Here is a 24,458-nt window from a genome sequence, read left to right on the forward strand (position 1 = left end):
CTCAGCGCCGCAGATGTTCGCGTAGATCGGGAATCCACGCACGATCGGCCGGGACGAGATCGACCTCCCCGAGTTCGTCCGCGTCGACCCACCGCAACGCCGCGTGGTCCAGCGGCTCGGGATCACCCGAGACGAGTTCGACCCTGTAGGCACACAACTCGCGACCTCCGGCCAACGGCACCGCGACCCCCAGTCGCTCCGCACCGCGCACCTCGACACCGAGCTCTTCCCTCAGCTCCCGCACGAGCGCCGCCTCCACGCTCTCCCCCGGTTCCGCCTTGCCTCCGGGCAACTCCCACAGGCCCGCGAGGTCGACGGGCCGCGTGCGCTGGGCGAGCAGCACGCGTCCGTCCCGGATGACGGCGCCGGCCACGACGTGCCCGTCGGGCGCCGGTGTACTCGCGGACGATGTGCTTGCAGACATGACGTGCATCGTCCCAGAATGAGTCATGTCCCAGCTGCTGACGGACGGAGAGATCGACGCCGCGCTGGCCGAGTTGCCGCACTGGCACCGCGCGGGACAGTCGCTGGTCCGCACCATCGAGGCGCCCACCTTCCCCGACGCGATCGCACTCGTCGACCGGGTGGCCGTCGTCGCCGAGGAGGCGAATCACCATCCGGACATCGACATCAGGTGGCGGAAGGTGACCTTCGCGTTGAGCACGCATTCCGCCGGTGGCATCACGGAGTCGGATCCGGCTCTTGCGCGTCGGATCGACGAGGAGGCACGGCGCTCGGGTCTGTAGTCACCCGTTCGTCCTGCCCCTCACGTCCCCGGGCTGCGAGGATCACGACGACGTAGACGGCGAGGACACCGACCACGTTGACGGCGCCGAGCCAGGCGAGCGGAGCGGGACGTTCGACATCCCAGATCGAGTTCTGCGCCGTACTCAGTACCCACGGAACGCCGATCAGCGTGACCGCGGCCCAGCACGCGGCGACGATGCGGGCTCCGAGCGACCGCGCCAAGGGTCCGTAGAGAAGCCACAGCAGCAAAGGGACCACCCACACCCAGTGGTGGACCCACGAGATGGGCGAGACGAGCAGACCGAACAACTGCACGATCAGCAGCGTGCCGAGACGGTCGCGCGTTCCGTCGGGCAGCGGTTCCAGCGACCGCCACGCCGCGAACGCGAGGACCGCGCAGACCACGACGCCGACCAGCCACACCGGCCCGAGTCCGACGTCCTCACCCGCGAGACGACCCAGCGCTCCGCGCAGCGACTGGTTCCACACCGACACGACCGGCCCGATCCGATCCGCGTCGCCGAAGAGGGACCCGAAATAGGTGGCGGCTTGGGAGCCGAGCACGAGCAGGCTCACCAGGACGGTCCCCACGAAGACGACCGCGGAGAACACCGCCTCGCGCCAGCGTCGCTGCGCGAGGAAGTACAGGCCGGTGATGGCAGGCGTGAGCTTGATCCCGGCGAGCACGCCGACGAGCCCACCCGACAGCCACCACCGGGAACTGCGGGCCGCGAGCATCACGCCGAGGACGAGAAAGACGTTGATCTGGCCGTAGTCGAGGGTCGTGCGTACCGGCTCGGTCCATATGCCCGCAGCCGTCCACAGCATCGCGACACCGACCCACGACCGGCTCCGTGCCCGCGCGTCCACGACGAGTTCGAGCGAGATCCACACGACGGCGAACAGCGCCGCGACCGTCAGCAGCTGCCAGGCCACGCCCAGGATTCCGAACGGGATCAGGTGCAGGGGCAGGAAGACGAGCGCGGCGAAGGGCGGATAGGTGAACGGCAGGGGGAAGTCGGGGGTGTCCTCCGAATAGGTGAACCCGTAGAGGTCGCCCTGCAGCAGAGCGGCCGATCCGTCGACGTAGACGTGCAGGTCGACGAGGTTCATGCCGTTGGGAGTGATGAATCCCCAGGCGATCCGGACGACGACGGACAGCGCCAGTAACGCCGCGCACCACCACATCCGGTGCGAAGGAAACCCTCGTGGCACTGCGGTGCGGCCTCTCCCGTCGAACGTCCGTCCGGTGAACCGGACCCGGCGAAGGAGATTACCGTTCCGATAGGCATGCAAACGAACCGGAGTTCACTCCCGTAACGATTTCATCTACAGTCACAATCTTCTCAGGTCGAACGCGTTATGTTCGACAGGATCCGAGGGACGGAACACCCCGTGGTTAGAATCCCGAACCAGCGATGGGCGCGCCGTTCCGAAACGGCAGGCTTGTCCCGTGTGCGAGGGGTCCATAGAGTGTCTCCTCGAGCCGTCAGCATCCGGTCGTTCGTCCCGAACAACCGGATGCTTCAACGACAAGGATGGGGAACAGTGCTTCGTACTCGAGGAATGCGACGGGCGCTCACGCTGTGCGCACTCGCCGCCACCGCGGGATTGGCCGTGCCTACGCAGGCCGTCGCGCAACCGGCGCCACCCGTACTGCCGGACCTGGCAGGGCTCGTCGAACTGCCCCAGTTCGAGATTCCCGCTGATCTTTCCGTAGAGTCGTTGACCGACCTGCTCGCCGGGGTCCGGGCGAACCCCGAAGAGGCCGAGGCCCTGGCTTCCCTCGCGCCCGCGATCATCGGTGCGGCCGCGGGCCCCGCCGATGTCGCCGACGCGGCCGACGGCAAGAACGACCTGCTGGCGCAGGCCAAGGAACTGCTCGCGAACTCCGAGCTCCCCGAATCGGTGAAGAGCACGCTCCAGCGCGTCATCACCTTCCTCGATGGCAGCGGCGGCGGCGGACCCGAGATCCCCGAGCCCGGCGCCGTGGTGATCTCGCAGTTCCTCTACCCGACTATCGGCAAGGGCTGCATCGGCGACAGCCAGGACTCCGTGGGCACCGCCCTCGCGGTCGCGGGTCCGTCGCACCTTCCCCCTCCCGGACCGGGCGCAGGCCAGACCGGCTTCGTCTTCACCGCGCTGGGCACCGCACCCGCTGCCGGCGAACAGCAACAGCCGCTTACCCTGAGCTGGGTCAACGTCTCCAACGGACGCACGGGCACGCAACCGCTCACCAACGACGCGAAGATCAACCCCGACGGCCCGACCACGCTGAGCGCGATCGCCGACACCGGTTCGGGTCAGGTCCTTGCCGTGATCTCCGGTGGAATCACCACGCAGGACGAGGGCGCCGATCCGCGTTCGTGCACCTTCCTGCCCACCGTGGGTCTCGTCGCCGTTCCCTGATTCACGTACTCACCGAAGGCCGCCGGGAGAAACTCCCGGCGGCCTTCGTGTCTTCCCCCGTCGACGCCGGGCGTGATAGACCGGAGCATGGCCTTCACCGCGTCGCGCATCCCGTCGAAGCAGCGTCGTCTGCGGCACCCGGCCGGCGCCGCGTCCGTGAATTCCCGCCGCTCACTCCTCTCTCACCGCTCGATCCTGTCGATCGCCTCGGAGCGGTCGATCCTGTCGATCGGTTCCTCGTACTCGATCCTGTCGATCGGTGGCTGCGGGTCGGTTCTGTCCATCGGCTCCGTCGGGTCGTTCGGTTCGGCGTTGTCCTCACTGTCGTTCGCGAGTCTCGGCTCGGCACTGTCCGGCCTGTCGCGCTGGTCGCTGCTGGCGTGGCGCGGCGATCATTCCGCGCCCGACGAGCATCCGCCGCTCTCGATCACCGTCGACGAATCCGAGCCCGACAAGCACTGTCAGTCCTGACACCGGACGCCGGTCGAACGGCCACGCAGGACCGGACGGCGGGAGGGTACTAGGGATCGACGGCCCTGCCGTGTTAGACACGATGGCAGCGTCGTTCGTATTGCGCACAAATTGTCGTTGTAGGCCGCGTCACCCCGGCCCCGGACCGAGGAGCCGCATGGCCGTTGAGACACCGCTCTCCACCCGGGAGGTTCCTGCCCCGCGCGGCATCGTGCCGGTCCTCGCGACCGTCGGGATCAGCGTCGCGCTCATGCAGACCCTCATCGTCCCGATCCTCCCGCGGCTGCCGGTGCTCGTCGGCGCGTCACCCGAGAACACGTCCTGGGCTGTGACGGTGACTCTGCTCGCCGGCGCGGTGGTCACCCCCATCAGCGGTCGCCTCGGCGACATGTTCGGCAAACGCCGGATGCTGCTGACCTCGCTCTCGCTCATGGTGCTCGGTTCGGCGGTCTGCGCGCTCGCGACGACCCTCGTCCCGCTCGTGGTCGGCCGGGCTCTCCAGGGCGCCGCGATGGGCGCGATCCCGCTCGGTATCGCGATCCTGCGCGACGAGCTGCCTTCCCGGCGACTCCCGGGCGCCATGGCCACCATCAGCGCCACGATGGGTGTCGGCGGCGCGATCGGCCTTCCCGCCGCGGCCTTCGTCGCCCAGGCGACCGACTGGCACATGCTGTTCGTCGCGTCGCTGGTCCTCGGGCTCATCGGTATCACCGCGATCCTGTTCGTCGTGCCCGAATCGTCGCACCGCAATCCGGGACGCTTCGACGTCGCCGGGGCGCTGCTGCTCTCCGTCGCCCTCGTGTTGTTGCTCCTGCCCGTCACCAAGGGCAACGACTGGGGATGGACCGCCCCGGCCACGCTCGGGATGCTCGCCGGGGCAGTCGTGGTGTTCGTCGGTTGGGGCGTGTACGAGCTGCGGGTACCGCGACCTCTCGTGGACCTTCGATTGTCGGCCCGCCGACCGATCCTCATGACGAATCTCGCGTCGGTCGCGATCGGCTTCTCGATGTACTCGAACATCCTGGCGTTCCCGCAGCTGCTGATGGCACCGACGGAGACCGGCTACGGCTTCGGGCAGACGATGGTCACCGCCGGTATCGCGCTCGCCCCCGCGGGGCTCGTCATGATGGCGCTGTCCCCCGTCTCGGCGCGCATCACGACGCGGTTCGGCGCGCGCGTGACCCTCGGTTGCGGCACGGTGCTCGTAGGCCTCGGATACCTGATGGCGTACGTGCTGTACCAGGAGGTCTGGCACATCGTCGGCGCGTCGATGCTCATCGGCGCCGGCATAGGCCTCGCCTACGCCGCGATGCCCGCACTCATCATGGGTGCCGTGCCGCTACGCGAGTCCGCCGCGGCCAACAGCCTCAACACCCTGATGCGGTCCATCGGCACGACGAGTGCCGCAGCGGTGGTGGGCGTGATGCTGGCAGTGATGACCCAGCGCATCGGCGACTCCGTGGTCCCCGCACTCGAAGGGTTCCGCGCCACCTTCCTGGTGGCGATGTGGGCGGCGGTGGTGGGACTGGTCTTCACGGTCCTCATCCCGCCGCCGGGCCGCTCCGTGCGACCCGTCGACGAGACCCGACCCGAGCGCTAACTTCCCAGGAGTCCCGGGTCCGAACTCGGTGCGCTGCCGGCGAGCGACCACTGGCCGTAGTCGGGCGTGAGGACGTGGTTGATGTCGACGCCGATGCCCTCGATCCGGACCTCGCCCGGGATCTGGTGCAGGTTCGCCCGCGGATGCACGTACCCGTTGGGCGTGCCCCAGTCGTGCTGCCAGTAGAAGGACCCGAGGGAGATCGCCGACGCCCAGTCGATGGTCGGCGAGTTGGCATACACACCGAGATTTCCAGCGCCGACCACTTCCTGCCAGCCCAGCAGGTACGGCACGACCTGGAGCGTGAACTGCTCGAAGGTCGGGTTGTCGTCGATCGAGGCGTAGATCGGCCGGTTCTCCGGGCCACCGGCCGCGTAGTGGAGGTCGAGGCCGCGCCGGGCGTGCTTCAGCCCCGCCTCGTAACCACCGAGCCAGTCGGCGGTCGCGGCCTTGCCGTACTGGTAGCACGAGACCACTTCGAGTCCGCTGTCGAGCAGCGCGTCCGCTTCCCGTCCGGTGAGCGGCTTGGCGCGCATCCAGGCGGCATCGGGTCGCGCATCGGACACGTACCGGATGGCGCCGATATGGCCGGCGGCGCGGATCGACGACGGCGACGGTACGGCGGCCGAGTAGTCGATGATGGTCCCGAGCACCGGGCGTCCCTGGGCCAGACCCGGTGCGCCGAGCGCAGAGATCAACGCGACGCCCGATCCGAGCGTCGCGTACCGCAACATGTCCCGCCGCGAAAGGCTCATCGCAACCTGTCCTTCGTATTGCCGTCTGTACGTCCGCCGTATTGCATCACAATCACAGGCGTCCCACCGGCCACACCGAGAATTCGACAGGTCGCGGCAGGCGATATCCGCAACGGCGCTACGAGGTCAGCGGCCGGACAGTTCGGCGAAGAAGGCCGGCACCAGGGAGACGTCCTCGACCGTCCGCACCGTGGAACGGACACCGAGACCGTGCTCCTTGAGCAGATCGCACAACCCGTCGCCGTCGACGAGATCGATCGGCGGGGCGCCGTGCCGGTGGGCTTCGGCGCGCGCGTCCTCGGTGAACGATCCGGTGGCGACGAGCAGACCCTTCTCGCCCCGCCCGACCATCGCGGCGCGGAACTCGCGGACCACGTCGGCACCCGCCTTCTCCGGTGCCCGCAGGAAACGGAAGAACACCGAGAAGCTCAGCAGCGATACGCGCAGGACACCGGCGCCCTCGACGTGACCGGTGCCCTCGGGAGCGTGGGATCCGCCCGGGGCCGGAATCGTCAGGGTGGTGAATCCGGCCGCGCGCAGTACCGCGGTGGCGAGCCGTTCGAAACCGTCCTCCGACAGGTCGGCGACGGCACCGAGGACGGGTTCGCGCCACAGTTCGGGATCCTCGGGGGCGGCTGCGAGCGGCACGACCTGGGCACCCTGCGAGACGTTCCGCACCATGCGCTTGCGACGCTTCTCGGCCGTGTACGCGACCTGCATGGGCTTGATCTCCGACTCGCGCACGGCGCGGCCACGGTCGGTCACGCTCCACACACCGCGGCGGGTATTCGACAGCAGACCCATGCCCTTGAGGTAAGTCCGGGCCCAGGCCAGCCGGTATTCGATCTCCGTTCCGGGGCCGTCACCGTGGAGTACCGCCTGTGCGGCCTCGGACAGTCCCGTCCGGGAGATCACGGCGGAATCGATCTCCTCGATGACACCGGATCCGCCGAGTTCGATCACCGCCTGCACGGTCGGCCAGAGAAGATCCGTGTACGGCGGCAACGTGGCCTCGTCACCTCCGGTGTTCCGGACGGAGTTTCCGATCGCGTTCCGGCGCTGCACACCTTCCCCTAACGTCGCGGCCGTGCGGCCGCACTATCAGTCCTGCACGTAGGCAACAACCCTATCCGATGCACGGTCCCCGTCCGTGGGTGTGGGATCGGGCGCGCCGAATCACGAACCGATCGCCCTTCCTGGTCCTACGATTGCCCCACAGAAGAATCGCCTCCACCGAAGCGAGTCGTCATGCAACGTCCGGCGCCTGTCGACCTGGCACACCATCCGCATCTCAGTGGCCTGTTCGCGCCTCAACGCGAGGAAGTGGACGTCCGCGAGCTGGAGGTCCACGGGGAACTGCCCGCAGATCTGCACGGAAGCTATCTCCGCAACGGACCCAATCCGCGCTTCGACCCGATCGGTCACTACGTCTACCCGATCGACGGCGACGGCATGGTCCACCGCGTGCAGATCGCCGGGGGCACCGCGCGCTACACGAACAGGTTCGTGCGGACCCCGCAGGTCGTCGCGGAGGAGAAGGCCGGTCGCGCGCTGTGGGCCGGCATCACCGATCCGTACTTCCCTCCCGAGGAGGAGGTCGGGCCCGACCTGGCGAACACCATGCGCGAGCTGCCGGACATCAACATCGTCCGGCACGGCGGGCGGCTCATGGCGATGGCCGAAGCGGCGCCACCGTACACCTTGGGTTCCGACCTCGAGACGCTCGGACGCGAGACCTTCGACGGAACCCTGCCGGTCGGGCTGACGGCGCACCCGAAGATCGATCCGCACACCGGCGAGATGGTCGCCTTCTGCTACATGCTCGACCCGCCGTATCTGACCTGGTCGGTGGTCGCGCCGGACGGGACGGTGACGCGCGCGCCCACCCCGATCGACGGCATGGACCGGCCGTTGATGATCCACGACATGGCACTGACGCCGACCTATGTCGTTCTGGTCCTGGCCCCGCTCGTGTTCGATCTCTCGCAGATCTTCTCCGGCGGGTCGCCGCTCGACTGGAAGCCGGATCTCGGAACGCGTGTCGCGCTCGTCCCCCGCGACAGCGGCGCGGTGCGGTGGTTCTCGACCGACACGTTCTGGATGTGGCACACCGCCAACGCCTTCGACCTGCCCGACGGCGACGTCGCGCTCGACTACGTCGAATGGTGTTATCCCGGCGGATTGACTCGGCAGAGCGAACCGAACCGGTCCACCCTGAGCCGTGCGGTGATCGGACGGAACGGGATCACGCGGACCGTCCTGTGCGAGCGCGACATGGAGTTCCCGCGCATAGACGACCGGTCCACAACCCTCGGTCACCGCGTCGTAGCGACGATCGGCAAGAGCGGATCCTCGAACCTACCTCCTGGATCGGCCGATTCGTTGTGCTGGTTCGACGTACAGGCGGGTACGGAGTCGGTGTGGACGCACGACAGTCTCGCTCCCGGCGAGCCGATCCTGATGCCGGGAGACGCGGCGGACCACTGGGGCACCATCGCCACCGACCGCGAGGACATGTCGAGCTGGTTCCTGATCTTCCCCGCATCCGACCCGGCATCGGGCCCGATCGCGCGGGTCCGTCTGCCGATCCGTGTCCCGGCCGGCTTGCACGGAGCCTGGCTCCCGCCGGACTGAGCGTCGCTCCGGCTAGTTTGGGTGGATGGGTTTCACGCGAGCCGAACTCGAGTCCTTCCGCGATGCGGTGATCCCCGATCTCGTCGCGCCCGGTTGCCGCCTGTTGTTCGTCGGCATCAATCCGGGATTGTGGACCGCCGCGACGGGAGCCCACTTCGCGCGGCCCGGAAATCGCTTCTACCCCGCCCTGTTCCGTGCCGGCATCGTCGACCGGCCGATCGACGCGTCGTCCGGTATGAGCGACGCCGACCGCGATCACCTGCTCGAGCGGGGTGTCGGCATCACGAACCTGGCGCCGCGTGCGACGGCCCGCGCCGACGAGCTCACCGACGAGGAACTGCGTGAGGGCGGACGCCATCTGGCGCACGTGGTGGCGGAGTTCCGCCCTCGCGCCGTGGCGGTCGCGGGCATCACCGCCTACCGCGCGGCCTTCGGCCGGCGCAAGGCGAAGGCCGGGCGGCAGGACGACACGATCGGTGACGTCCCGTTGTGGGTGGTGCCCAATCCGAGCGGGTTGAACGCCCACGAGACGGTGGAGTCGCTGGCGCGGGCCTACGCCGAATCGGCCCGGGCGGCCGGCATCCTGTCCTGAACTACCGCTGAGCGCCGAACACCTTGTCGAGGAAGTGGGTGGCGCGGTAGCCGGGCGGTGTGCCCTGCACGACGACCGTCCATCCCTCGGAGTTCTCGGTGCGCAGCGGGAGGATCGCCTGGTACTCCGGGGATTCGTACCAGGACCGGGCACGGTCGACGTCGGGGAATTCGATGATCACGAGGTTCCCCTCGAAGGGTCCTTCCATCCCTTCGGGGTCGACGCCGTGGACGAGGAAGCGTCCGTCGTACGGGGCGAGGGTGTCGTCGATGGTCTCGATGTACCGGACGATGTCGTCGTTGAGGTCGACGTTGCGGAGATGAGCCACTGCGTATGCGTTCATGGGGACCACCCTGCGCCGCGTCGTGCACGGAATCGATTACCCCGGAAGTAATGGTGACCGTTCCCCGCCGGCTCTACTGTCGGGTGCATGACCACGGTCGACACTCCCCACGCCGGCGCCCTGCTGCGGGCATGGCGCGAGCGCCGCGGCCTGAGCCAGCTCACCCTGGCCCATACCGCCGGCATCTCGTCGCGGCATCTCAGCTTCGTCGAGACCGGCCGGTCCCGCCCGTCACGCGCGACCGTGCTGAAGCTGAGCGACCGGCTGGACATCCCGCTGCGCGAACGCAACACCATTCTGGTCGCGGCGGGACATGCGCCTGTCTACCCCGAGCATCACCTCGGCGATATGCCGATGGCGGCGATCTCCGACGCGATCACGCGAATCCTGTCGTCGCACCACCCCTTTCCCGCACTCGTCGTCGACCGGCACTGGACGATGGTCGATTCCAACGACGCCGTCGGGGTGTTCGTCGAGGGGTGCGCTCCGGAACTGCTGGAACCGCCGATCAACGTGCTGCGACTGACTCTGCACCCGCGGGGACTGGCGCCGCGCATCGTCGATCTCGGGCAGTGGCGCGGTCATCTGCTCGCCCGGCTGCAACACCAGATCGGTGCGACCGCCGACCCTGTCCTGCTGCGCCTGTACGACGAACTCGCCGGTTATCCCTGCGACGATCCGGTGGAGGAGATCGAACCGCATTCGCTGGTCGTGCCGATGCGGTTGCGGACCGAGGCCGGCGAGTTGTCGTTCTTCAGCACGACCACCCTCTTCGGGACCCCGCTCGACGTGACGGTGTCGGAACTGGCGATCGAGGCGTTCTATCCCGCCGACGAGGCGACGGCCCGGGTCCTGAACGGATCGTGATCGCCGAATCGGCCGATCACGAACGGTTTCCGCGCTAACGTGGGAGGTGCGCGTCTGCCGAGCGGATCATGCGGAGGACACCGACATGAGCACTGCGAAATGGTGGGTTCTCGATCAGCGGGAGTCCGGCTTCGCCCTCGAACACCGCCCCAGCGGCGACCTCGTACTGATGAACACCGCGACGTCGGAAGAACACGTCCTGCACGGCTACGTGTGGAAGCACTGTCCGCACTTCGGCCTGCAGATCCAGAGCGAGGGCCCACCCCCGTACGGACCGTGGGTGGAGAACCCCGAGGAGTGAGTTTCCCTCACGGGATCATCCGTAGCGGCGTGTGCTCGCCGGTGGCGGTGTCGATCAGCACCGCGCGATCGAGTGTCGCTTCGATGGGCAGCACGTCGTAGACGACCGCGCCCAGACGATCGAGTTCCTCACGCCGGGTTCGGGGACTCAGCGAACAGTGCGGGGTCCAGCGTCCCGGGACGTAGTAGCGGTGCAGGTCCGCTCCCGTCGTCTCCACGACCCGCACGACGCGGTCCTGTCGCTGCACGAGTTCGGACGAGGGGGCGGGCACGAGCGACGCCCGGCCGCGCCGGAACAGTCCGAGCGTGTCGATGTAGACCGGGACCGGTCCCCCGTCGGGCACGCCCTCGAGGGCCGAGACGACGGCGGCCCGGTCGTAGGTCCGCAGTACCGCGTACGACAGGTGCGGCACGTGCTTGCGGTGCGTGTGGGTGAGCAGGGTCGGGATGCCGCTCTCCTCGAGCCGGCCCCACAGGCGCCGGATCGCGCGGTCGGTCTCGGTGTCGAACAGGAGACAGACCGCCAGCGCCATCAGTTGAGTGTGGCGTGCCAGACGAGCGCGGCGGCGAGGGCACCGGCGCCGTTGAGCGACCAGTGCAGGGCGATGGGCGCGAGGATGCTGCCGCTGCGACGACGCAGCCACGTGAAGACGAAGCCCGCGGCGGCGGTCGCGATCACCGCGCCGACGATGCCGGCGATCTGCGCGAGCAGCCCGGCACCGAGGAAGGCGCTGAGGCCGGCGTTACCCGCCGTGAGACCGAACGACGAGGCGACGTGCCACAGCCCGAACAGCAGGGATCCCGCGGCGAAGACCCCGCGTGCGCCCCACACTCGCTCGAGGGTTCCGTGGAGCACCCCGCGGAAGGCGAGTTCCTCGGGGATGACGGTCTGGAGCGGGATGATGATCATCGAGGCGACGAGGGCACCGGAGATCGTGGCGTAGCGCTCGGAGAGGAAGAACTGCCTGGTGAACGGCAGGGCGATGCCGATCGCCACCACCGCCAGGACGAGGGCCACGGCTGCTACCGAGTAGAGCGTCCCCTTCTTCCAGTGCCGGGGTGAGAGGCCGAGTTCCGACCAGCGCATGCCGCGTCGACGCATCATCGCGACCAGCACGCATGCTGCGATCGGCACGGTCGCGATCGACGCCCACGCCGTGGTGAAGTGGGCGATCAGGTTGGTGGTGACGAGCACCGCGATCACGACGGCGAGATCGATCCAGGCGTGGAAACGGGAAAGCCAGGCCAGCGACGGCAGGCGTCCGGTCTCGGGCGAGGGCAACCGTTCGATTTCTACGGTCACGTGCGATCCCTCCGGAAACTCTCGAACATCCGGTCAAGTGTACGGATCGGGGCCTGCCGGCCGCCGTGACGGCGAACACTCCGGCCTCGACTTCCTTCCGGGATTTCCGGTCGTCGGCGACATAAACACACCGCCGAAAGTCGCGAGACGCAGGTCACATCGAGTTTGCAGGTCGAGTCCGTCACATGCCCCGTTGTCAAGGCCTTGCGCCGGCGCCGCTAACGTGTACGGCGATCACCAGCCCTCTTCCAGGAGAAACAATGGCCGACTTCCTCTACGAGGACCTGCTGCCGATCGGGGAAGACCCCACCGAGTATCGGTTGCTGACCACCGAGGGGGTGTCCACCGTCGAAGGACCCGACGGCCGCACCTTCCTGAAGGTGGAACCCGAGGCCCTGCGCCTGCTCACCGAGACCGCGCTGCACGACATCTCCCATTACCTGCGCACGGATCACCTGAAGCAGCTGGCGAGCATCCTCGAGGACCCCGAGGCGTCGAACAACGACAAGTTCGTTGCGCTCGACCTCCTGAAGAACGCAAACATTGCCGCCGGCGGCGTGCTGCCCATGTGCCAGGACACCGGCACCGCCATCGTCATGGGCAAGCGCGGCCAGCAGGTGCTCACCCCGGGTGACGACGAGGAGTCCATCGCGCGCGGTGTGTACGACGCGTACACGAAGTTGAACCTGCGGTACTCGCAGAACGCCCCGCTGACGATGTGGGACGAGAAGAACACGGGCAACAACCTGCCGGCGCAGATCGAGCTGTACGCGGACACCGCGAAGGGCCACGAGAACGCCTACAAGTTCCTGTTCATGGCCAAGGGCGGCGGATCGGCCAACAAGTCGTACCTGTACCAGGAGACGAAGGCCATCCTGAACCCGGACTCGATGATGCAGTTCCTCGAGGCCAAGATCCGGTCGCTCGGCACCGCGGCGTGCCCGCCCTACCACCTCGCGATCGTTGTCGGCGGCACCTCCGCCGAGTTCGCGCTCAAGACGGCCAAGTACGCCTCGGCGCACTACCTCGACGAGCTGCCCACCGAGGGTGCCATCACCGGCCGCGGCTTCCGCGATCTCGAACTCGAGAAGAAGGTCTTCGAGCTCACCCAGAAGATCGGCATCGGCGCGCAGTTCGGTGGCAAGTACTTCTGCCACGACGTCCGCGTCGTCCGCTTGCCGCGCCACGGCGCGTCGCTGCCCGTCGCGATCGCCGTCTCCTGCTCGGCCGACCGCCAGGCCAAGGCCAAGATCACGCCCGAGGGTGTCTTCCTCGAGCAGCTCGAGTTCAACCCCGGTCAGTTCCTGCCCGAGGTCACCGACAGCCAGCTCGACTCCGAGACGTCGGGCGTCTCGGGCACCGGCAAGGGTGCCGCGGTCAAGATCGACCTCACCCGGCCGATGCCGGAGATCCTCGCGGAGCTGTCCAAGCACCCGGTCAAGACGCGCCTGTCGCTCACCGGTCCGCTGGTCGTCGCGCGCGACATCGCGCACGCGAAGATCAAGGAGCGCCTCGACCGTGGTGAGGAGATGCCGCAGTACCTGAAGGATCACCCGGTCTACTACGCCGGTCCGGCGAAGACCCCCGAGGGTCTGGCGTCGGGTTCGTTCGGCCCGACGACGGCCGGTCGTATGGACTCCTACGTCGACCAGTTCCAGGCCGCCGGTGGCTCGATGGTGATGCTCGCGAAGGGCAACCGCTCCAAGCAGGTCACCGACGCATGCCACACGTACGGCGGCTTCTACCTCGGTTCGATCGGCGGTCCGGCCGCGCGTCTGGCGCTCGACTGCATCAAGAACGTCGAGGTCGTCGAGTACGAAGAGCTCGGCATGGAAGCGGTCTGGAAGATCGAGGTCGAGGACTTCCCCGCATTCATCGTCGTCGACGACAAGGGCAACGACTTCTTCGCGCACACCGGCGAGGTCACGCTCACGGTCGGCAAGCGACCCGGTCTGTAGACCCGACTCGCTGTAGACGCACTATCCCGAACGGCCCGGCAGGATTTTCTGCCGGGCCGTTCGCGTTCGGGTGGATGTGCGCACCGTGCGGACAGAAACACGCTGCCGGAGCGTGTGCTCATGTCCACAGGACGAGCAAATTCGGACTCAAGCAGCGCAAGTGTGCGTCCGCGCGAGCACCGCGGGCGACTGCACGACCACCTGCTGCAGGAAGTCGAGGACGATGCCTGGTGCCGGTTCGGCGCCGGGTGTGAGCACCGCGCACAGTGCGCGGTACTGGTCGTCGCTCATCACGGGCGCGATACGGAAATGCGTGGTCATCGCGAGCGTGAAGTCGATCCCGAAGTCGCGGGCGCGGACCTGCAGCTGCGGACCGTGCTCCCCCGCGATCAGGCAGACGTCGAAGACGGCCCGTCCGGCGGTGTGCTCGAACGATGCGGCCGGAACGTTGTTGCGGACCATCTGCCGGTAGAGAGGTCGCAGTCCGCCGAGCACGACCGGCGGAAGCGTCACTGCTCGAGGACGGTCGGCGGTGAACATGTGATCACTCCTTCAACCCTGCGACCCCACCCGGGTCGCCCACTTCTTCTGGAATAAATCCAATAACTGGAACTATTCCAGAAAAACGTTCAAGGCGCAACTACCTCGTTGGCCGATCATCCAACCGGCGCACCCGCGGCGGACCGAACTCTGTAGCGCTTGCACCTCCCCCGCCGCACGCCCACCGGACAGTATCGAATGCACCGACGAAAGGAGGGTCCGTGCAGCTCACAACGGCCCGGTTCGATGCGATGCCCGAGGACGAGGCCATCGCACTGTTGCTCGGCTGCTGCTCGAGCCGGACATGGGCACACTCCGTCGTCGCAGCGCGCCCGTTCGGTTCGCGCACCGTGCTGCTCACCACCGCCGCTGCCGCGGCCGAGAACCTCGACGGTGACGACCTCGCCGACGCCCTCGCCGGCCACCCGCGCATCGGCGAACGCAGCGAACACGCTGCTTCCCGCCGCGAGCAGTCCGCCGTCACCACGGCCGACGCCGACATCCTCGACCGGCTCGCCGCCGGCAACCGCGAGTACGAGGAACGGTTCGGGCACGTCTACCTCGTCCGCGCCGCCGGCCGCACGGCACCGGAACTGCTGGAGATCCTCGAGCGTCGCCTCCGCAACGACCCGGAGAGCGAGAAGGCCGAGATGCGTGCAGCGCTCGCCGAGATCACCCGACTCCGCCTCGAGCGGATCGTCACCGAGACCGCAGGGAGCCGCGCATGAACACCCTGAGTACCCACGTGCTCGACGCGACGGCCGGAGCCCCCGCGGTGGGGTTGCACGTCATCCTCACCGACACGCACGGAACCTCGTTGGGCGCCGGTGTCACCGACGACGACGGTCGTCTCACCGGTTTCACCGATCCATTGCCCGAGGGCACCTACCACCTGACCTTCGCCACCGGTGACTGGTTCTCGCGCCGCGGAGTCGCGTCCTTCTATCCGGAGGTGACCGTCACCTTCCGTATCCCGGAGGGCAGCAGCCACTTCCACGTGCCGCTCCTCCTGTCGCCCTATTCGTATTCCACCTACCGCGGGAGCTGACCACCATGACCGAACTGACCGGCAAGATCGTCCTCGGACCGCACCGCTACGGCAAGGCCGAGAATCGGGTGGTGCGCATCGTGCGCGACACCGACCGGCACGAGATCCGCGACCTGAACGTCTCGTCCTGCCTGCACGGCGATTTCGACGCCGCACATCTCGAGGGAGATCAGGGCACGGTGCTGCCCACCGACAGCCAGAAGCAGACCATCTACTCCTACGCCAAGGAGAAGGGCGTCGAGTTCGTCGAGGAGTACGGCCTCGCGCTCGCCCGGCATTTCGTCGACGACGTCGAACCCGTCCGCTCGGCGCGCATCGAGATCGAGGAGTACGCCTGGGAGCGGGTCGTCGTCGACGGCGCCGAGCACGACCACACCTGGACGCGCAAGGGATCCGAGGTCCGCACCGCCGCGATCACCGTCGAGGGCACCGGGACCGACCGACGCGAATGGGTGGTCGGCGGCCTGAAGGATCTCGTCGTCCTCAAGTCCACCGGCTCGGAGTTCCAGGGCTTCCTCACCGACCCGTACACGGTTCTCGAACCGGCGGAGGATCGCATCATGGCGACGAGCCTCCAGGCGCGCTGGCGGTTCGCATCGACCGACGTCGACTGGGACACCGTCTACGCGGGCGTGCGCGCCACCCTCCTCGAGGTGTTCGCGAACCTGCATTCGAAGGCCCTGCAACAGAGCCTGTACGAGATGGGCCGCGCCGTGCTCGAGCGGTACCCATCGATCGCCGAGATCCGCCTGTCCGCACCGAACAAGCACCACTTCCTCTACGACCTGGCACGTTTCGGAGTCGAGAACGCCGGTGAGGTCTTCCACGCCGACGACCGGCCCTACGGACTGATCCAGGCGAGCGTGCTGCGCGAGGACGCCCCCGATGCCGGCATCTCCTGGGAGCCCTACACCGGCGCCATGTGACCACTCACGCGGCACGACAACGGATACCGCTCACGCGAGAGCGGGTTCCAACGAACGCAGCGCGAGATACAGATCGAAGCGGTCACCGGTGCGCGCGAGGGAACGCCCGGTGAGCGCTTCGACTCGCCCGATGCGGTAGCGGACCGTGTTCAGGTGCACGTGCAGTCGATCGGCCGTGCGCCGCCACGATCCGTCGCAATCGAGGAATGCCTCGAGGGTCGCGAGCAGACCCGCGTCGGTGCGTCGGTCGTGTTCGACGACGCCCCCGAGCAGCCGGTCGGCGTACGCGCGACGCAGTTCGTCGGGCAGGGTCGACAACAGGTCGAGCGCCGAATCGAGTTCGGCACGTCGCACCGCCACCGGACCCGGATCGTTGTGTGCTGCAGCGCATGCCGATGCCGCCGCGCGGACCGCGCCGGCCGGGTCGTCGTCAGAACTCTGCCCGCCGACACCGACGAACATCCGGTCGCCGCGCAACGCCGGCGCGAGACGCCCGAGGCGTCGGCTCAACAGCCGTGCCACGTCGACGTCGCTGCCGATCGCCGGGGCGACCACCCTGTTCGCCGCGTCGATCGACGTGACCGCTCCGTCCAGGACGTCCTCGACGAGACCGCGTAGGACGTCCGGCGAGATCCGGCCCTCGGCTTCGGCCACCACCGCGACCCGCGAGTCCGCAGCGCGCACGGTCGGGGTCCGGTCGGTGATCTCCCATGCCACCCGGCGCCGTTCGTCGCGCCGGATCCGATCGAGAGCGACCACCGCGGCGAGTTCGGAGAACGCCTCGACGCACTCCGGTCCGCTCTCGTCGTGCCGGATCACCAGGAACCACGCGTCGATCCGGTCCGTCAGTCCGCGTCCCACCGGCAGGACGGTGAAGTCACCGTCGAGCCGCAGTGGAAAGCGGTCGGCGGTCAACGCTGCTGCGGTGATCCGGTCGAGTTCGGCGTCGTCGAGCTCAGCACCTCCTGCGACCGTCACGCCTGTGGAGGTGATCAGCGCCGATTCCACCCCGAGCTGCTGCGCGAGTCCGTCGAGCAGCTCCCCCACACTCCGACCGTCGGCGACGGCGGCGAGCCATTGCCGCTGCCGTGCCAGTCCCGTCTGCAGACGATCCATCCGGGCTCCGGCCATATGCCCGGTCATGTATTCGATGACCCGGCTGAACGGCACCTCGTCGGGCACGACCAGGAGCGGCATGCGATGTCGTGCACACGCCTCGATCACGTCGTCGGGTACCCGGCCGTGCAGGGCCTCGCCGGCGGCCATCGCCGTCACCCCCGCTCGGACGAGCCGTTTGACGAACAGGTCGGAGTCCTCGACGGAGCGTCGCCACACCAGGCCGGTGAACACGAGCGAGCCTGCGCTGACGTAGCGCGTGGGGTCGGGCATGTCGGTGGTGCACGCGCGCAGCACGGGACGGCTCAGGGCCTCCGCGTCGCCGTGCAGTACACCGATTCCCAGCCCCGGCGCCTCCACCACATCTCGAAGAAGCACGATGTTCACCTCCTGGTGACTGTCTTGGACGATCGCACAGTACGAGCCGCGGATTTCCGAGGTGTTTCGTGCGTGCTGCCGCAGAGGTACATCTGTTCGGCGCAGTTGACTGAAGACTCCCGACGATCCGAGGAGTCGACTATGCACGCGCATCCCACCACCCGGCCGCTCGTCATCCGCGGCGCACACGTGGTGAGCATGGACGCCGCCCGCGCCGAACACCGCGACGGTTATGTCGTCGTCTCCGGCAACCGGATCGTCGCGGTCGGGTCGGGCGAACCGACCGGCTACGACGATGCGCAGATCGTCGACGGCACCGGGTGCGTGCTCACGCCCGGCCTGATCAATACCCACCACCACCTGTACCAATGGATCACGCGTGGGCTCGCCGCCGACCACACCCTGTTCGAATGGCTCACCACCCTCTATCCAGTCTGGGGTGGCATCGACGCCGACGCCGTGCACGTCGCGGCCAAGGGCGCACTCGCGCATCTGGTGCGCACCGGATGCACGACCAGCACCGACCACCACTACGTCGTGCCCCGCGAGGGCGGTGACGTCTTCGGCGCGGAGATCGCCGCAGCGGCCGAGGTCGGTATCCGCTTCCATCCCTGCCGCGGGTCGATGGACCTCGGTGCGAGCGCCGGGGGTCTGCCGCCCGATCACATCGTCGAGGACATCGACGCGATCCTCGAGGGCAGCCGCGAGGCCGTCGACCGCTGGCACGATCCGTCGTTCGATTCGATGTTGCGGGTCGCGCTCGCGCCGTGCTCGCCCTTCTCGGTGACCGGTGAGCTGCTGAAGCAGTCCGCGTTGCTCGCCCGCGATCTCGGGGTGCGGCTGCACACCCATCTCGCCGAGACCCTCGACGAGGAGGACTTCTGCCTCGAGAAGTTCGGATGCAAGCCCGTCCAGTACATGGAGTCGCTGGGCTGGACCGGACCCGACGTCTGGTACGCGCACGCCGTGCACCTCGACGACCGTGACATCGGTGTGCTCGCCGCGTCGGGTACAGGTGCGGCCCACTGCCCCACCTCGAACGCCCGGCTCGGTGCCGGCATCGCCCGCGCCGCCGACCTCTACGCCGCGGGCGTGCCGCTCGGCCTCGGCGTCGACGGTGCCGCGAGCAACGAGTCGTGCTGCATGCTCGAAGAGGCCCACCACGCCGCACTGTTCGCCCGTGCCCGCAGCGGCCCCCGCGCCATGACGGTGCGGCAGAGCCTCGAACTCGCCACCATCGGCGGCGCCCGGGTCCTCGGACGCGAGGACGAGATCGGATCGATCGAGCCCGGCAAGCTCGCCGATCTGGCGTTGTGGCGGATCGACGGCCTCGCCCACTCCGGCATCGCCGACCCGGTCGCGGCCCTCGTCCTCGGCAGCACACCGCCTCTCGAACTGCTGTTGATCAACGGCCGTGAGGTGGTCGTCCGCGACGAGGTCCGGACCGTCGACGAGGACGTCGTGGCACGGCAGGTCGCGGCGGAACACGCCGCGCTGGTCGCCAAGGCGGGGTGAAGGCGATGGATCTGCACAACATCACCGCCTACGACATCGCCCGCGACCGCACCGATCTGACCTTCGAGGAGGGCGCGGCCCCGCTCGGCGGTGGCACCTGGTTGTTCTCCGAACCGCAACCGCACCTCCACCGACTCGTGGATCTGTCCGGTCTCGGCTGGCCTGCCGTGACCCGGCACCCCGACGCTCTCGAGATCGCCGCGACCTGCACGGTCGAACAGATGGCCGCACTCTCGGACGAGGCGGAACATACTGCGGCACCGCTGTTCCGGCAGTGCGCCGAGGCACTGTTGGCGTCGTGGAAGATCTGGAAGCGCGCCACGGTCGGCGGCAACATCTGCCTGTCCTTCCCCGCCGGTGCCATGATCTCGCTGGCGACCGCACTCGACGCGGACGCGGTGATCTGGACGATCGACGGCGGCGAACGGCGGATCCCGGTGGCCGACTTCGTCCTCGGAGTCGCCTCCAACGCCCTCGCACCCGGAGAGATCCTGCGGAGCATCCGGATTCCTCTGCGGGTCCTGAGTTCCCGCACGGTCTTCCGCAAGATCGCCCTCTCTCCGCTGGGACGTTCGGGGGCCGTCGTGATCGGACGCCGCGACGACGACGGCAGTGTCACGCTGTCGATCACCGCGTCGACGGTGCGTCCCTGTCTCCTGCGGTTCACGGAAGTCCCGTCGGCACAGGCGTTGTCCGACGCACTGGCCCGTCTCGTCCCGACGACGAGCTACTACACCGATGCGCATGGCGCCGCCGACTGGCGACGTGCCGTTACCGCGGTGCTCGCCGAAGAGATCCGCACCGAACTGTCGAACACTGCACTGCCGAAAACGGAGGTTCAGCCGTGAAACTCACCGTCAACGGCCGCGAACGCGACGTCGACCCCCGGCCCGGCCAGTGCCTGCGTACCCTGCTGCGCGAGACCGAGCACTTCGAGGTCAAGAAGGGCTGCGACGCCGGCGACTGCGGCGCGTGCTCGGTCCTGCTCGACGGCGAACCCGTCCACTCCTGCGTGGTCCCGGCCGTGCGGGTCGAGGGTCGCGAGGTCACCACGGTCGCGGGACTGGGAACCCCCGACGACCTGCATCCCGTCCAACAACAGTTCGCCGACGCCGCCGGTTTCCAGTGCGGCTTCTGTACCGCAGGCATGATCGTCACCGCGTCCACCTTCACCGACGAAGATCTCGACGACCTGCCGAAACGCTTGAAGGGCAACCTGTGCCGGTGCACCGGCTACCGATCGATCGAGGATGCCCTGCGGTCGCGCACCAACGTCGAGCAGGTCGATGGCCCGTCGTGCGGCCGCTCGCAGCGCGCACCGGCCGCGACGCGGGTCATCACCGGCACCGAGCCGTACACCCTCGACACCACCGTCGAGGGCCTGCTGCACATCGCCGTCCTCGGCAGCCCGCACACCCATGCGCGGATCCTCTCCGTCGACGTCTCGGCCGCCGAGGCGTTCCCCGGTGTCCACGCTGTGTTGTACCACCGCGACGCCCCGGCCACCGCCTATTCGACCGCTCGCCACGAGAACCGCAACGACGATCCCGACGACACATACCTGTTCGACCGGGTCGTGCGCTTCCGCGGACAGCGGGTCGCCGCGGTGGTCGCCGAGAGTCCGGCAATCGCACACCGGGCGCTCGCGTCGATCCACGTCGAGTACGAGGAACTGCCCTTCGTCCTCGATCCCGACGAGGCCCGGAAGCCTGGGGCTCCCCTCCTGCACGCCGACAAGTCCGCCGACGCGCGCATCGCCGATCCCGGACGCAACGTCGTCGCCGCGATCCACGGCAGCAGCGGGGACGTCGACGCGGCGGTCGCGTCCGCTGCGGCGGTGGTGCAGGGACGCTGGCAGACCCACCGCGTCCAACACACCCATCTCGAAACACACGGAGCCATCGGTCATCTCGACGAGGCCGGACGGCTCGTCATCCGCAGTTCCACACAGGTTCCGTTCCTGGTGCGCGACGAGCTGTGCCATATCTTCGGACTCGACCGGGACCGGGTGCGCGTGCACACGGCCCGGGTGGGCGGGGGTTTCGGCGCCAAGCAGGAGATGCTGGTCGAAGATGTCGTCGCGGCGGCGGTCCTGAAGACGGGGTGCCCGGTGCAGTGGGAGTTCACCCGTTCCGATCAGCTCACCGTCGCTCCGTGCCGGCATCCCATGCGGGTCGACGTCACCCTCGCCGCCGACGCCGACGGTGTCCTCACCGCCCTCGCGATCGACGTGCTGGCCGACGCGGGCGCCTACGGCAACCACAGCCCCGGGGTGATGTTCCACGGCTGCACGGAGTCGATCGCGGTGTACCGATGCCCGAACAAGCGGGTCGACGCCGAATCCGTGTACACGAACAACCGGCCGTCGGGCGCCTTCCGCGGCTACGGCCTCGGCCAGGTGATCTTCGCCGTGGAGTCGGCCATGGACGAACTCGCCATCAAGCTCGGCATCGACCCGTACGAGTTCCGGCGCCGCAACATCATCGCGCCGGGAGAGCCACTGGTCGCGGCGCATCCCGAGGGCGTCGACCTGACGTACGGCAGCTACGGACTCGACCAGTGTCTCGATCTTGCCGAACGGGCGATGGCGCGCACCGGCGGCCGGCCCACGCCGACCGGTGATCACTGGCGGATCGGCGAGGGGATGGCGCTCGCGATGATCGCGACCAACCCGCCCAACGGGCACATCTCCGAAGCGTCGATCGAACTTCTGCCCGACGGCCGGTATCTTGCCCGGGTGGGCACCGCGGAGTTCGGCAACGGCACCACCACCGTCCACACCCAGATCGCGGCCACCGCGCTCGGCACCACTCCCGACCGCATCGTGGTCCAGCAGTCCGACACCGACGTCACCACCCACGACACCGGCGCCTTCGGGTCGTCGGGCACGGTCGTCGCGTCGAAGGCCCTGCTGGCGGCCTCCCACGAGTTGCGACGGCGGATGGCCAAGGCCTCCGCGGAGCTGACCGGCCTCGACCCGGAGCAGGCCGAGCTGCAGGCCGACGGCGTGCGGTGCGGCGATCGTCTCGTCACGCCTGGTGAGCTGCTGGAGGTCGCGGGTGGCCGGTTGCGCGCCGAGGGCCGGCACGGCGGTCTGCCGCGCTCGCTGTCGTTCAACGTGCAGGCCTTCCGCGTCGCCGTCGACACCCGTACCGGTGAGGTGCAGATCCTCCGCTCGGTCCAGGCCGCCGATGCCGGCACCGTCCTCAACCCCGAGCAGTGCCGCGGGCAGATCGAAGGCGGCACTGCGCAGGCGCTCGGTGCGTCGATGTACGAGGAGATCATCACAGACGACGCCGGCCGCGTGACGACAGATGTGTTACGCAACTACCATATTCCGCAATTCGCGGACGTCCCGCGCACCGAGGTCTACTTCGCCGACACCTACGACGAACTCGGGCCGATGGGCGCGAAGTCGATGAGCGAGGCCCCGTTCAACCCGGTGGCCCCGGCGTTGGCGAACGCCGTGCGCAACGCCATCGGGGTGCGGCCGCACGAGCTGCCGCTGTCCCGCGACCGCATCTGGCGCCTCATGCAGTGAGACCCACCCATCAAGACCGATGTTGTGTGCGATTTCCGGCCGGATTTCGCACACGACATCGGTCTCGTTCGTTGTACGGCCGGACACGCAACGCAGCCGTAACACGAAGTTGATGCAGCGGGGTCGATTCGACTCATCACGCTGTGTGCGCGATGGGCGTGGGATCCGACGCCGTCGTCGACCCGGACCTGCGGGTCCACGGCGTGGACGGACTGCGCGTCGTCGACGCCTCCGTCATCCCGGTGCTCCCGTCGTGCAACACCAACGCCCCCGTGATCGCCCTCGCCGAGCGCGCGGCCTCGCTGATCACCGGAACCGAGAGGAGACTGTCGTCTGGGATTACGAGAACGGCGCCGCCGGGCCGGAGAACTACTTGGAGACGAAGACGGTGTGCTTGTCGATCTGACCGTCGGTCGGGGCCCCGAGGTATGCGTGCGTCGCTTCGAACCGCGATTGAAGGTACTCGCCTGCCCCGATCGGTGGATGGATCGGCTCCGCGCCCGGTTCGACACAGGTCGGGATCGCCTCGATCACGGCGTGGTAGTCCGGGGTGACGAAATAGGGCAGCGAATAACGGTGTCCGTGTGTGGGATTCAGCACACGATGGCGGGTGGAGACGTAGCGGTGGTTGGTCCACCGGGCGATCATGTCGCCGAGGTTGACGATCAGCGCGTCGGGCGGGGTCACGACGTCGATCCATCCGCCGCCTCGCGCGGCGACCTGCAGCCCACCGATGTCGTTCTGGGCGAGCAGTGTCAACGAGCCGTAGTCGGTGTGGGGCGCGACGCCGAGTGTGGTATCGCCGACAGGAACGGGTGCGTAGTGCAGCATACGGAGCGACCCGAGCGGGTCGGTGAACATCGGCACGAAGGCGTCGGCGTCGAGGCCGAGAGCGAGTGCGAGACCGCGCATGAGGTGGGCGTTGATGTCCAGACACGCCTTCGCGTACTCGTCGGCGACACTCTTGAAGTCGGGCATCAGCGAGGCGGGCCATTGTGCCGGACCGTGCAGCGGCGTACCCGCCATCACCTCCGGATGATCGGCCGCACGGTCGGTGGTGATGTCGAGGGCCTCCTTGCCGTCGGCTCCGACGGTGGGGTCGAGTGCCTCGGTCTTCGGCGGCACATATCCGCTGTGACAGGTGGATCTCGCGATGGCGATCTCCATCTTCTCCTCGAAAGGCAGCGCGAAGAAGCGCCGCGCCTGCTCCATCGTCGCCGCGCGGAGGTCGGGGTCGAGTCCGTGACCGGTGACGACGAAGAACCCGAGGTCGGTACACGCGGCGTCGAGCGCGCCGACGACGGCGTGCGGGTCGCTCCCGTCGCGCAGCGGACGCAGATCGATGAGAGGCAGGGCTTCCATAGGTGACTCCTGGACAGAGCGGACGGGTGATCGCTCCGAGTCAATTCCTGCGA

25 protein-coding genes and 1 pseudogene are annotated in these 24,458 nt (G+C 68.3%); 16 read left to right on the forward strand and 10 right to left on the reverse strand.

Translation table 11 applies throughout. From position 1 onward, the window contains the following. Position 1: 1 nt before the first annotated feature. Positions 2-424 carry a (deoxy)nucleoside triphosphate pyrophosphohydrolase gene (locus tag A5767_RS18860; RefSeq protein ID WP_024103420.1) on the reverse strand — a complete coding sequence of 141 codons (423 nt, stop codon included), beginning with the start codon at positions 422-424 and terminating at the stop codon, positions 2-4. A 25-nt stretch (positions 425-449) separates the two neighbouring features. On the opposite strand from A5767_RS18860, the gene A5767_RS18865 reads away from it, so the two are divergent. Continuing rightward, complete coding sequence (locus A5767_RS18865) at positions 450-746, forward strand: 4a-hydroxytetrahydrobiopterin dehydratase (RefSeq protein ID WP_006550586.1); 297 nt, start codon at positions 450-452, stop codon at positions 744-746. Here the strand turns inward: A5767_RS18865 and A5767_RS18870 are convergent. Further along, complete coding sequence (locus A5767_RS18870) at positions 682-1,935, reverse strand: mannosyltransferase (RefSeq protein WP_033097288.1); 1,254 nt, start codon at positions 1,933-1,935, stop codon at positions 682-684. The genes A5767_RS18865 and A5767_RS18870 overlap by 65 nt on opposite strands. A gap of 378 nt (positions 1,936-2,313) precedes the next feature. Between A5767_RS18870 and A5767_RS18875 the strand changes: the two genes are divergently transcribed. The 3 genes from A5767_RS18875 (at position 2,314) to A5767_RS18885 (ending at position 5,227) form a co-directional block, all read left to right on the forward strand. After that, a complete protein-coding gene (locus A5767_RS18875; protein WP_006550588.1) occupies positions 2,314-3,156 on the forward strand; it encodes an Rv1157c family protein in 843 nt (280 codons plus the stop codon). Between the two features lie 87 nt (positions 3,157-3,243). After that, positions 3,244-3,627: a hypothetical protein gene (locus A5767_RS18880; protein ID WP_006550589.1), complete on the forward strand. Its 384-nt coding sequence runs from the start codon at positions 3,244-3,246 to the stop codon at positions 3,625-3,627. Between the two features lie 157 nt (positions 3,628-3,784). Then, complete coding sequence (locus tag A5767_RS18885; protein ID WP_064852905.1) at positions 3,785-5,227, forward strand: MFS transporter; 1,443 nt, start codon at positions 3,785-3,787, stop codon at positions 5,225-5,227. Here A5767_RS18885 and A5767_RS18890 read toward each other — a convergent pair. Further along, entirely contained in the window at positions 5,224-5,982 is a 759-nt protein-coding gene (locus tag A5767_RS18890) for a DUF1906 domain-containing protein (protein WP_006550591.1), read from the reverse strand. The genes A5767_RS18885 and A5767_RS18890 overlap by 4 nt on opposite strands. 126 nt (positions 5,983-6,108) lie before the next feature. After that, positions 6,109-7,047 carry a winged helix-turn-helix domain-containing protein gene (locus A5767_RS18895; protein ID WP_019288036.1) on the reverse strand — a complete coding sequence of 313 codons (939 nt, stop codon included), beginning with the start codon at positions 7,045-7,047 and terminating at the stop codon, positions 6,109-6,111. A gap of 183 nt (positions 7,048-7,230) precedes the next feature. On the opposite strand from A5767_RS18895, the gene A5767_RS18900 reads away from it, so the two are divergent. Further along, positions 7,231-8,616, forward strand: a complete 1,386-nt coding sequence (locus A5767_RS18900; RefSeq protein WP_037215772.1) for a carotenoid oxygenase family protein — start codon at positions 7,231-7,233, stop codon at positions 8,614-8,616. A 25-nt stretch (positions 8,617-8,641) separates the two neighbouring features. After that, positions 8,642-9,208 (forward strand): G/U mismatch-specific DNA glycosylase, encoded by a 567-nt coding sequence (mug, locus tag A5767_RS18905; protein ID WP_006550594.1) that lies wholly within the window; start codon positions 8,642-8,644, stop codon positions 9,206-9,208. Position 9,209: 1 nt separating this feature from the next. Here the strand turns inward: mug and A5767_RS18910 are convergent, their stop codons facing one another. Further along, positions 9,210-9,551: a DUF1330 domain-containing protein gene (locus tag A5767_RS18910; protein WP_064852906.1), complete on the reverse strand. Its 342-nt coding sequence runs from the start codon at positions 9,549-9,551 to the stop codon at positions 9,210-9,212. An 87-nt stretch (positions 9,552-9,638) separates the two neighbouring features. On the opposite strand from A5767_RS18910, the gene A5767_RS18915 reads away from it, so the two are divergent. Further along, positions 9,639-10,418 (forward strand): helix-turn-helix domain-containing protein, encoded by a 780-nt coding sequence (locus A5767_RS18915; RefSeq protein ID WP_006550596.1) that lies wholly within the window; start codon positions 9,639-9,641, stop codon positions 10,416-10,418. A gap of 85 nt (positions 10,419-10,503) precedes the next feature. Beyond that, positions 10,504-10,719 (forward strand): hypothetical protein, encoded by a 216-nt coding sequence (locus A5767_RS18920; RefSeq protein ID WP_026061451.1) that lies wholly within the window; start codon positions 10,504-10,506, stop codon positions 10,717-10,719. A gap of 7 nt (positions 10,720-10,726) precedes the next feature. Here the strand turns inward: A5767_RS18920 and A5767_RS18925 are convergent, their stop codons facing one another. Further along, the gene (locus A5767_RS18925) at positions 10,727-11,251 is read right to left on the reverse strand and encodes a 2'-5' RNA ligase family protein (RefSeq protein ID WP_039586329.1); all 525 of its coding nucleotides are present in this window, start codon (positions 11,249-11,251) and stop codon (positions 10,727-10,729) included. After that, on the reverse strand, positions 11,251-12,000 hold the full coding sequence (locus A5767_RS18930) for a CPBP family intramembrane glutamic endopeptidase (protein ID WP_228045102.1): 750 nt from the start codon (positions 11,998-12,000) through the stop codon (positions 11,251-11,253). Before A5767_RS18930 ends, A5767_RS18925 begins: the two co-directional genes overlap by 1 nt. A gap of 281 nt (positions 12,001-12,281) precedes the next feature. Here A5767_RS18930 and A5767_RS18935 point away from each other — a divergent pair, with 281 nt between their 5' ends. Next, on the forward strand, positions 12,282-13,979 hold the full coding sequence (locus A5767_RS18935) for a fumarate hydratase (protein ID WP_019288028.1): 1,698 nt from the start codon (positions 12,282-12,284) through the stop codon (positions 13,977-13,979). Positions 13,980-14,126: 147 nt separating this feature from the next. Here A5767_RS18935 and A5767_RS18940 read toward each other — a convergent pair whose 3' ends face one another. After that, positions 14,127-14,519, reverse strand: coding sequence for a hypothetical protein (locus tag A5767_RS18940; protein WP_006550601.1), 393 nt, complete (start codon positions 14,517-14,519; stop codon positions 14,127-14,129). Positions 14,520-14,740: 221 nt separating this feature from the next. On the opposite strand from A5767_RS18940, the gene uraD reads away from it, so the two are divergent. The 3 genes from uraD to pucL are packed head-to-tail and all read left to right on the forward strand — an operon-like array spanning position 14,741 to position 16,493. Continuing rightward, a complete protein-coding gene (uraD, locus tag A5767_RS18945; protein ID WP_082937744.1) occupies positions 14,741-15,247 on the forward strand; it encodes a 2-oxo-4-hydroxy-4-carboxy-5-ureidoimidazoline decarboxylase in 507 nt (168 codons plus the stop codon). Next, positions 15,244-15,567, forward strand: a complete 324-nt coding sequence (gene uraH / locus A5767_RS18950; RefSeq protein ID WP_019288025.1) for a hydroxyisourate hydrolase — start codon at positions 15,244-15,246, stop codon at positions 15,565-15,567. Before uraD ends, uraH begins: the two co-directional genes overlap by 4 nt. 5 nt (positions 15,568-15,572) lie before the next feature. Continuing rightward, a complete protein-coding gene (gene pucL / locus A5767_RS18955; protein ID WP_006550604.1) occupies positions 15,573-16,493 on the forward strand; it encodes a factor-independent urate hydroxylase in 921 nt (306 codons plus the stop codon). Between the two features lie 30 nt (positions 16,494-16,523). On the opposite strand, the gene A5767_RS18960 is transcribed toward pucL, so the two are convergent. Beyond that, positions 16,524-17,987 (reverse strand): PucR family transcriptional regulator, encoded by a 1,464-nt coding sequence (locus A5767_RS18960; RefSeq protein ID WP_231913226.1) that lies wholly within the window; start codon positions 17,985-17,987, stop codon positions 16,524-16,526. Positions 17,988-18,128: 141 nt separating this feature from the next. On the opposite strand from A5767_RS18960, the gene A5767_RS18965 reads away from it, so the two are divergent. The 4 genes and pseudogenes from A5767_RS18965 to A5767_RS22815 form a co-directional block, all read left to right on the forward strand. Continuing rightward, positions 18,129-19,502, forward strand: a complete 1,374-nt coding sequence (locus tag A5767_RS18965; RefSeq protein ID WP_033097281.1) for an 8-oxoguanine deaminase — start codon at positions 18,129-18,131, stop codon at positions 19,500-19,502. Between the two features lie 5 nt (positions 19,503-19,507). Continuing rightward, positions 19,508-20,350: an FAD binding domain-containing protein gene (locus A5767_RS18970; RefSeq protein WP_024103403.1), complete on the forward strand. Its 843-nt coding sequence runs from the start codon at positions 19,508-19,510 to the stop codon at positions 20,348-20,350. After that, the gene (locus tag A5767_RS18975; RefSeq protein ID WP_064852907.1) at positions 20,347-23,043 is read left to right on the forward strand and encodes a molybdopterin-dependent oxidoreductase; all 2,697 of its coding nucleotides are present in this window, start codon (positions 20,347-20,349) and stop codon (positions 23,041-23,043) included. The genes A5767_RS18970 and A5767_RS18975 overlap by 4 nt, the downstream gene beginning before the upstream one ends. A 134-nt stretch (positions 23,044-23,177) precedes the next feature. Next, a pseudogene (locus tag A5767_RS22815) lies at positions 23,178-23,357 on the forward strand (GMC oxidoreductase); the annotation flags it as partial. 55 nt (positions 23,358-23,412) lie between these two features. Here the strand turns inward: A5767_RS22815 and A5767_RS18980 are convergent. Continuing rightward, on the reverse strand, positions 23,413-24,405 hold the full coding sequence (locus A5767_RS18980) for an isopenicillin N synthase family dioxygenase (RefSeq protein ID WP_006550608.1): 993 nt from the start codon (positions 24,403-24,405) through the stop codon (positions 23,413-23,415). Between the last annotated feature and the right edge of the window lie 53 nt (positions 24,406-24,458).

It is taken from the genome of Rhodococcus sp. 852002-51564_SCH6189132-a (assembly GCF_001665495.1).
Taxonomy (GTDB): Bacteria; Actinomycetota; Actinomycetes; order Mycobacteriales; family Mycobacteriaceae; genus Rhodococcus; species Rhodococcus pyridinivorans.

Coding starts and splice junctions, on each gene's coding strand:
- A5767_RS18860 (WP_024103420.1), bottom strand. CDS start 424: ATGTCTGCAAGCACATCGTCCGCGAGTACACCGGCGCCCGACGGGCAC.
- A5767_RS18865 (WP_006550586.1), top strand. CDS start 450: ATGTCCCAGCTGCTGACGGACGGAGAGATCGACGCCGCGCTGGCCGAG.
- A5767_RS18870 (WP_033097288.1), bottom strand. CDS start 1,935: ATGTGGTGGTGCGCGGCGTTACTGGCGCTGTCCGTCGTCGTCCGGATC.
- A5767_RS18875 (WP_006550588.1), top strand. CDS start 2,314: ATGCGACGGGCGCTCACGCTGTGCGCACTCGCCGCCACCGCGGGATTG.
- A5767_RS18880 (WP_006550589.1), top strand. CDS start 3,244: ATGGCCTTCACCGCGTCGCGCATCCCGTCGAAGCAGCGTCGTCTGCGG.
- A5767_RS18885 (WP_064852905.1), top strand. CDS start 3,785: ATGGCCGTTGAGACACCGCTCTCCACCCGGGAGGTTCCTGCCCCGCGC.
- A5767_RS18890 (WP_006550591.1), bottom strand. CDS start 5,982: ATGAGCCTTTCGCGGCGGGACATGTTGCGGTACGCGACGCTCGGATCG.
- A5767_RS18900 (WP_037215772.1), top strand. CDS start 7,231: ATGCAACGTCCGGCGCCTGTCGACCTGGCACACCATCCGCATCTCAGT.
- mug (WP_006550594.1), top strand. CDS start 8,642: ATGGGTTTCACGCGAGCCGAACTCGAGTCCTTCCGCGATGCGGTGATC.
- A5767_RS18910 (WP_064852906.1), bottom strand. CDS start 9,551: ATGAACGCATACGCAGTGGCTCATCTCCGCAACGTCGACCTCAACGAC.
- A5767_RS18915 (WP_006550596.1), top strand. CDS start 9,639: ATGACCACGGTCGACACTCCCCACGCCGGCGCCCTGCTGCGGGCATGG.
- A5767_RS18920 (WP_026061451.1), top strand. CDS start 10,504: ATGAGCACTGCGAAATGGTGGGTTCTCGATCAGCGGGAGTCCGGCTTC.
- A5767_RS18925 (WP_039586329.1), bottom strand. CDS start 11,251: ATGGCGCTGGCGGTCTGTCTCCTGTTCGACACCGAGACCGACCGCGCG.
- A5767_RS18935 (WP_019288028.1), top strand. CDS start 12,282: ATGGCCGACTTCCTCTACGAGGACCTGCTGCCGATCGGGGAAGACCCC.
- A5767_RS18940 (WP_006550601.1), bottom strand. CDS start 14,519: ATGTTCACCGCCGACCGTCCTCGAGCAGTGACGCTTCCGCCGGTCGTG.
- uraH (WP_019288025.1), top strand. CDS start 15,244: ATGAACACCCTGAGTACCCACGTGCTCGACGCGACGGCCGGAGCCCCC.
- pucL (WP_006550604.1), top strand. CDS start 15,573: ATGACCGAACTGACCGGCAAGATCGTCCTCGGACCGCACCGCTACGGC.
- A5767_RS18965 (WP_033097281.1), top strand. CDS start 18,129: ATGCACGCGCATCCCACCACCCGGCCGCTCGTCATCCGCGGCGCACAC.
- A5767_RS18970 (WP_024103403.1), top strand. CDS start 19,508: ATGGATCTGCACAACATCACCGCCTACGACATCGCCCGCGACCGCACC.
- A5767_RS18980 (WP_006550608.1), bottom strand. CDS start 24,405: ATGGAAGCCCTGCCTCTCATCGATCTGCGTCCGCTGCGCGACGGGAGC.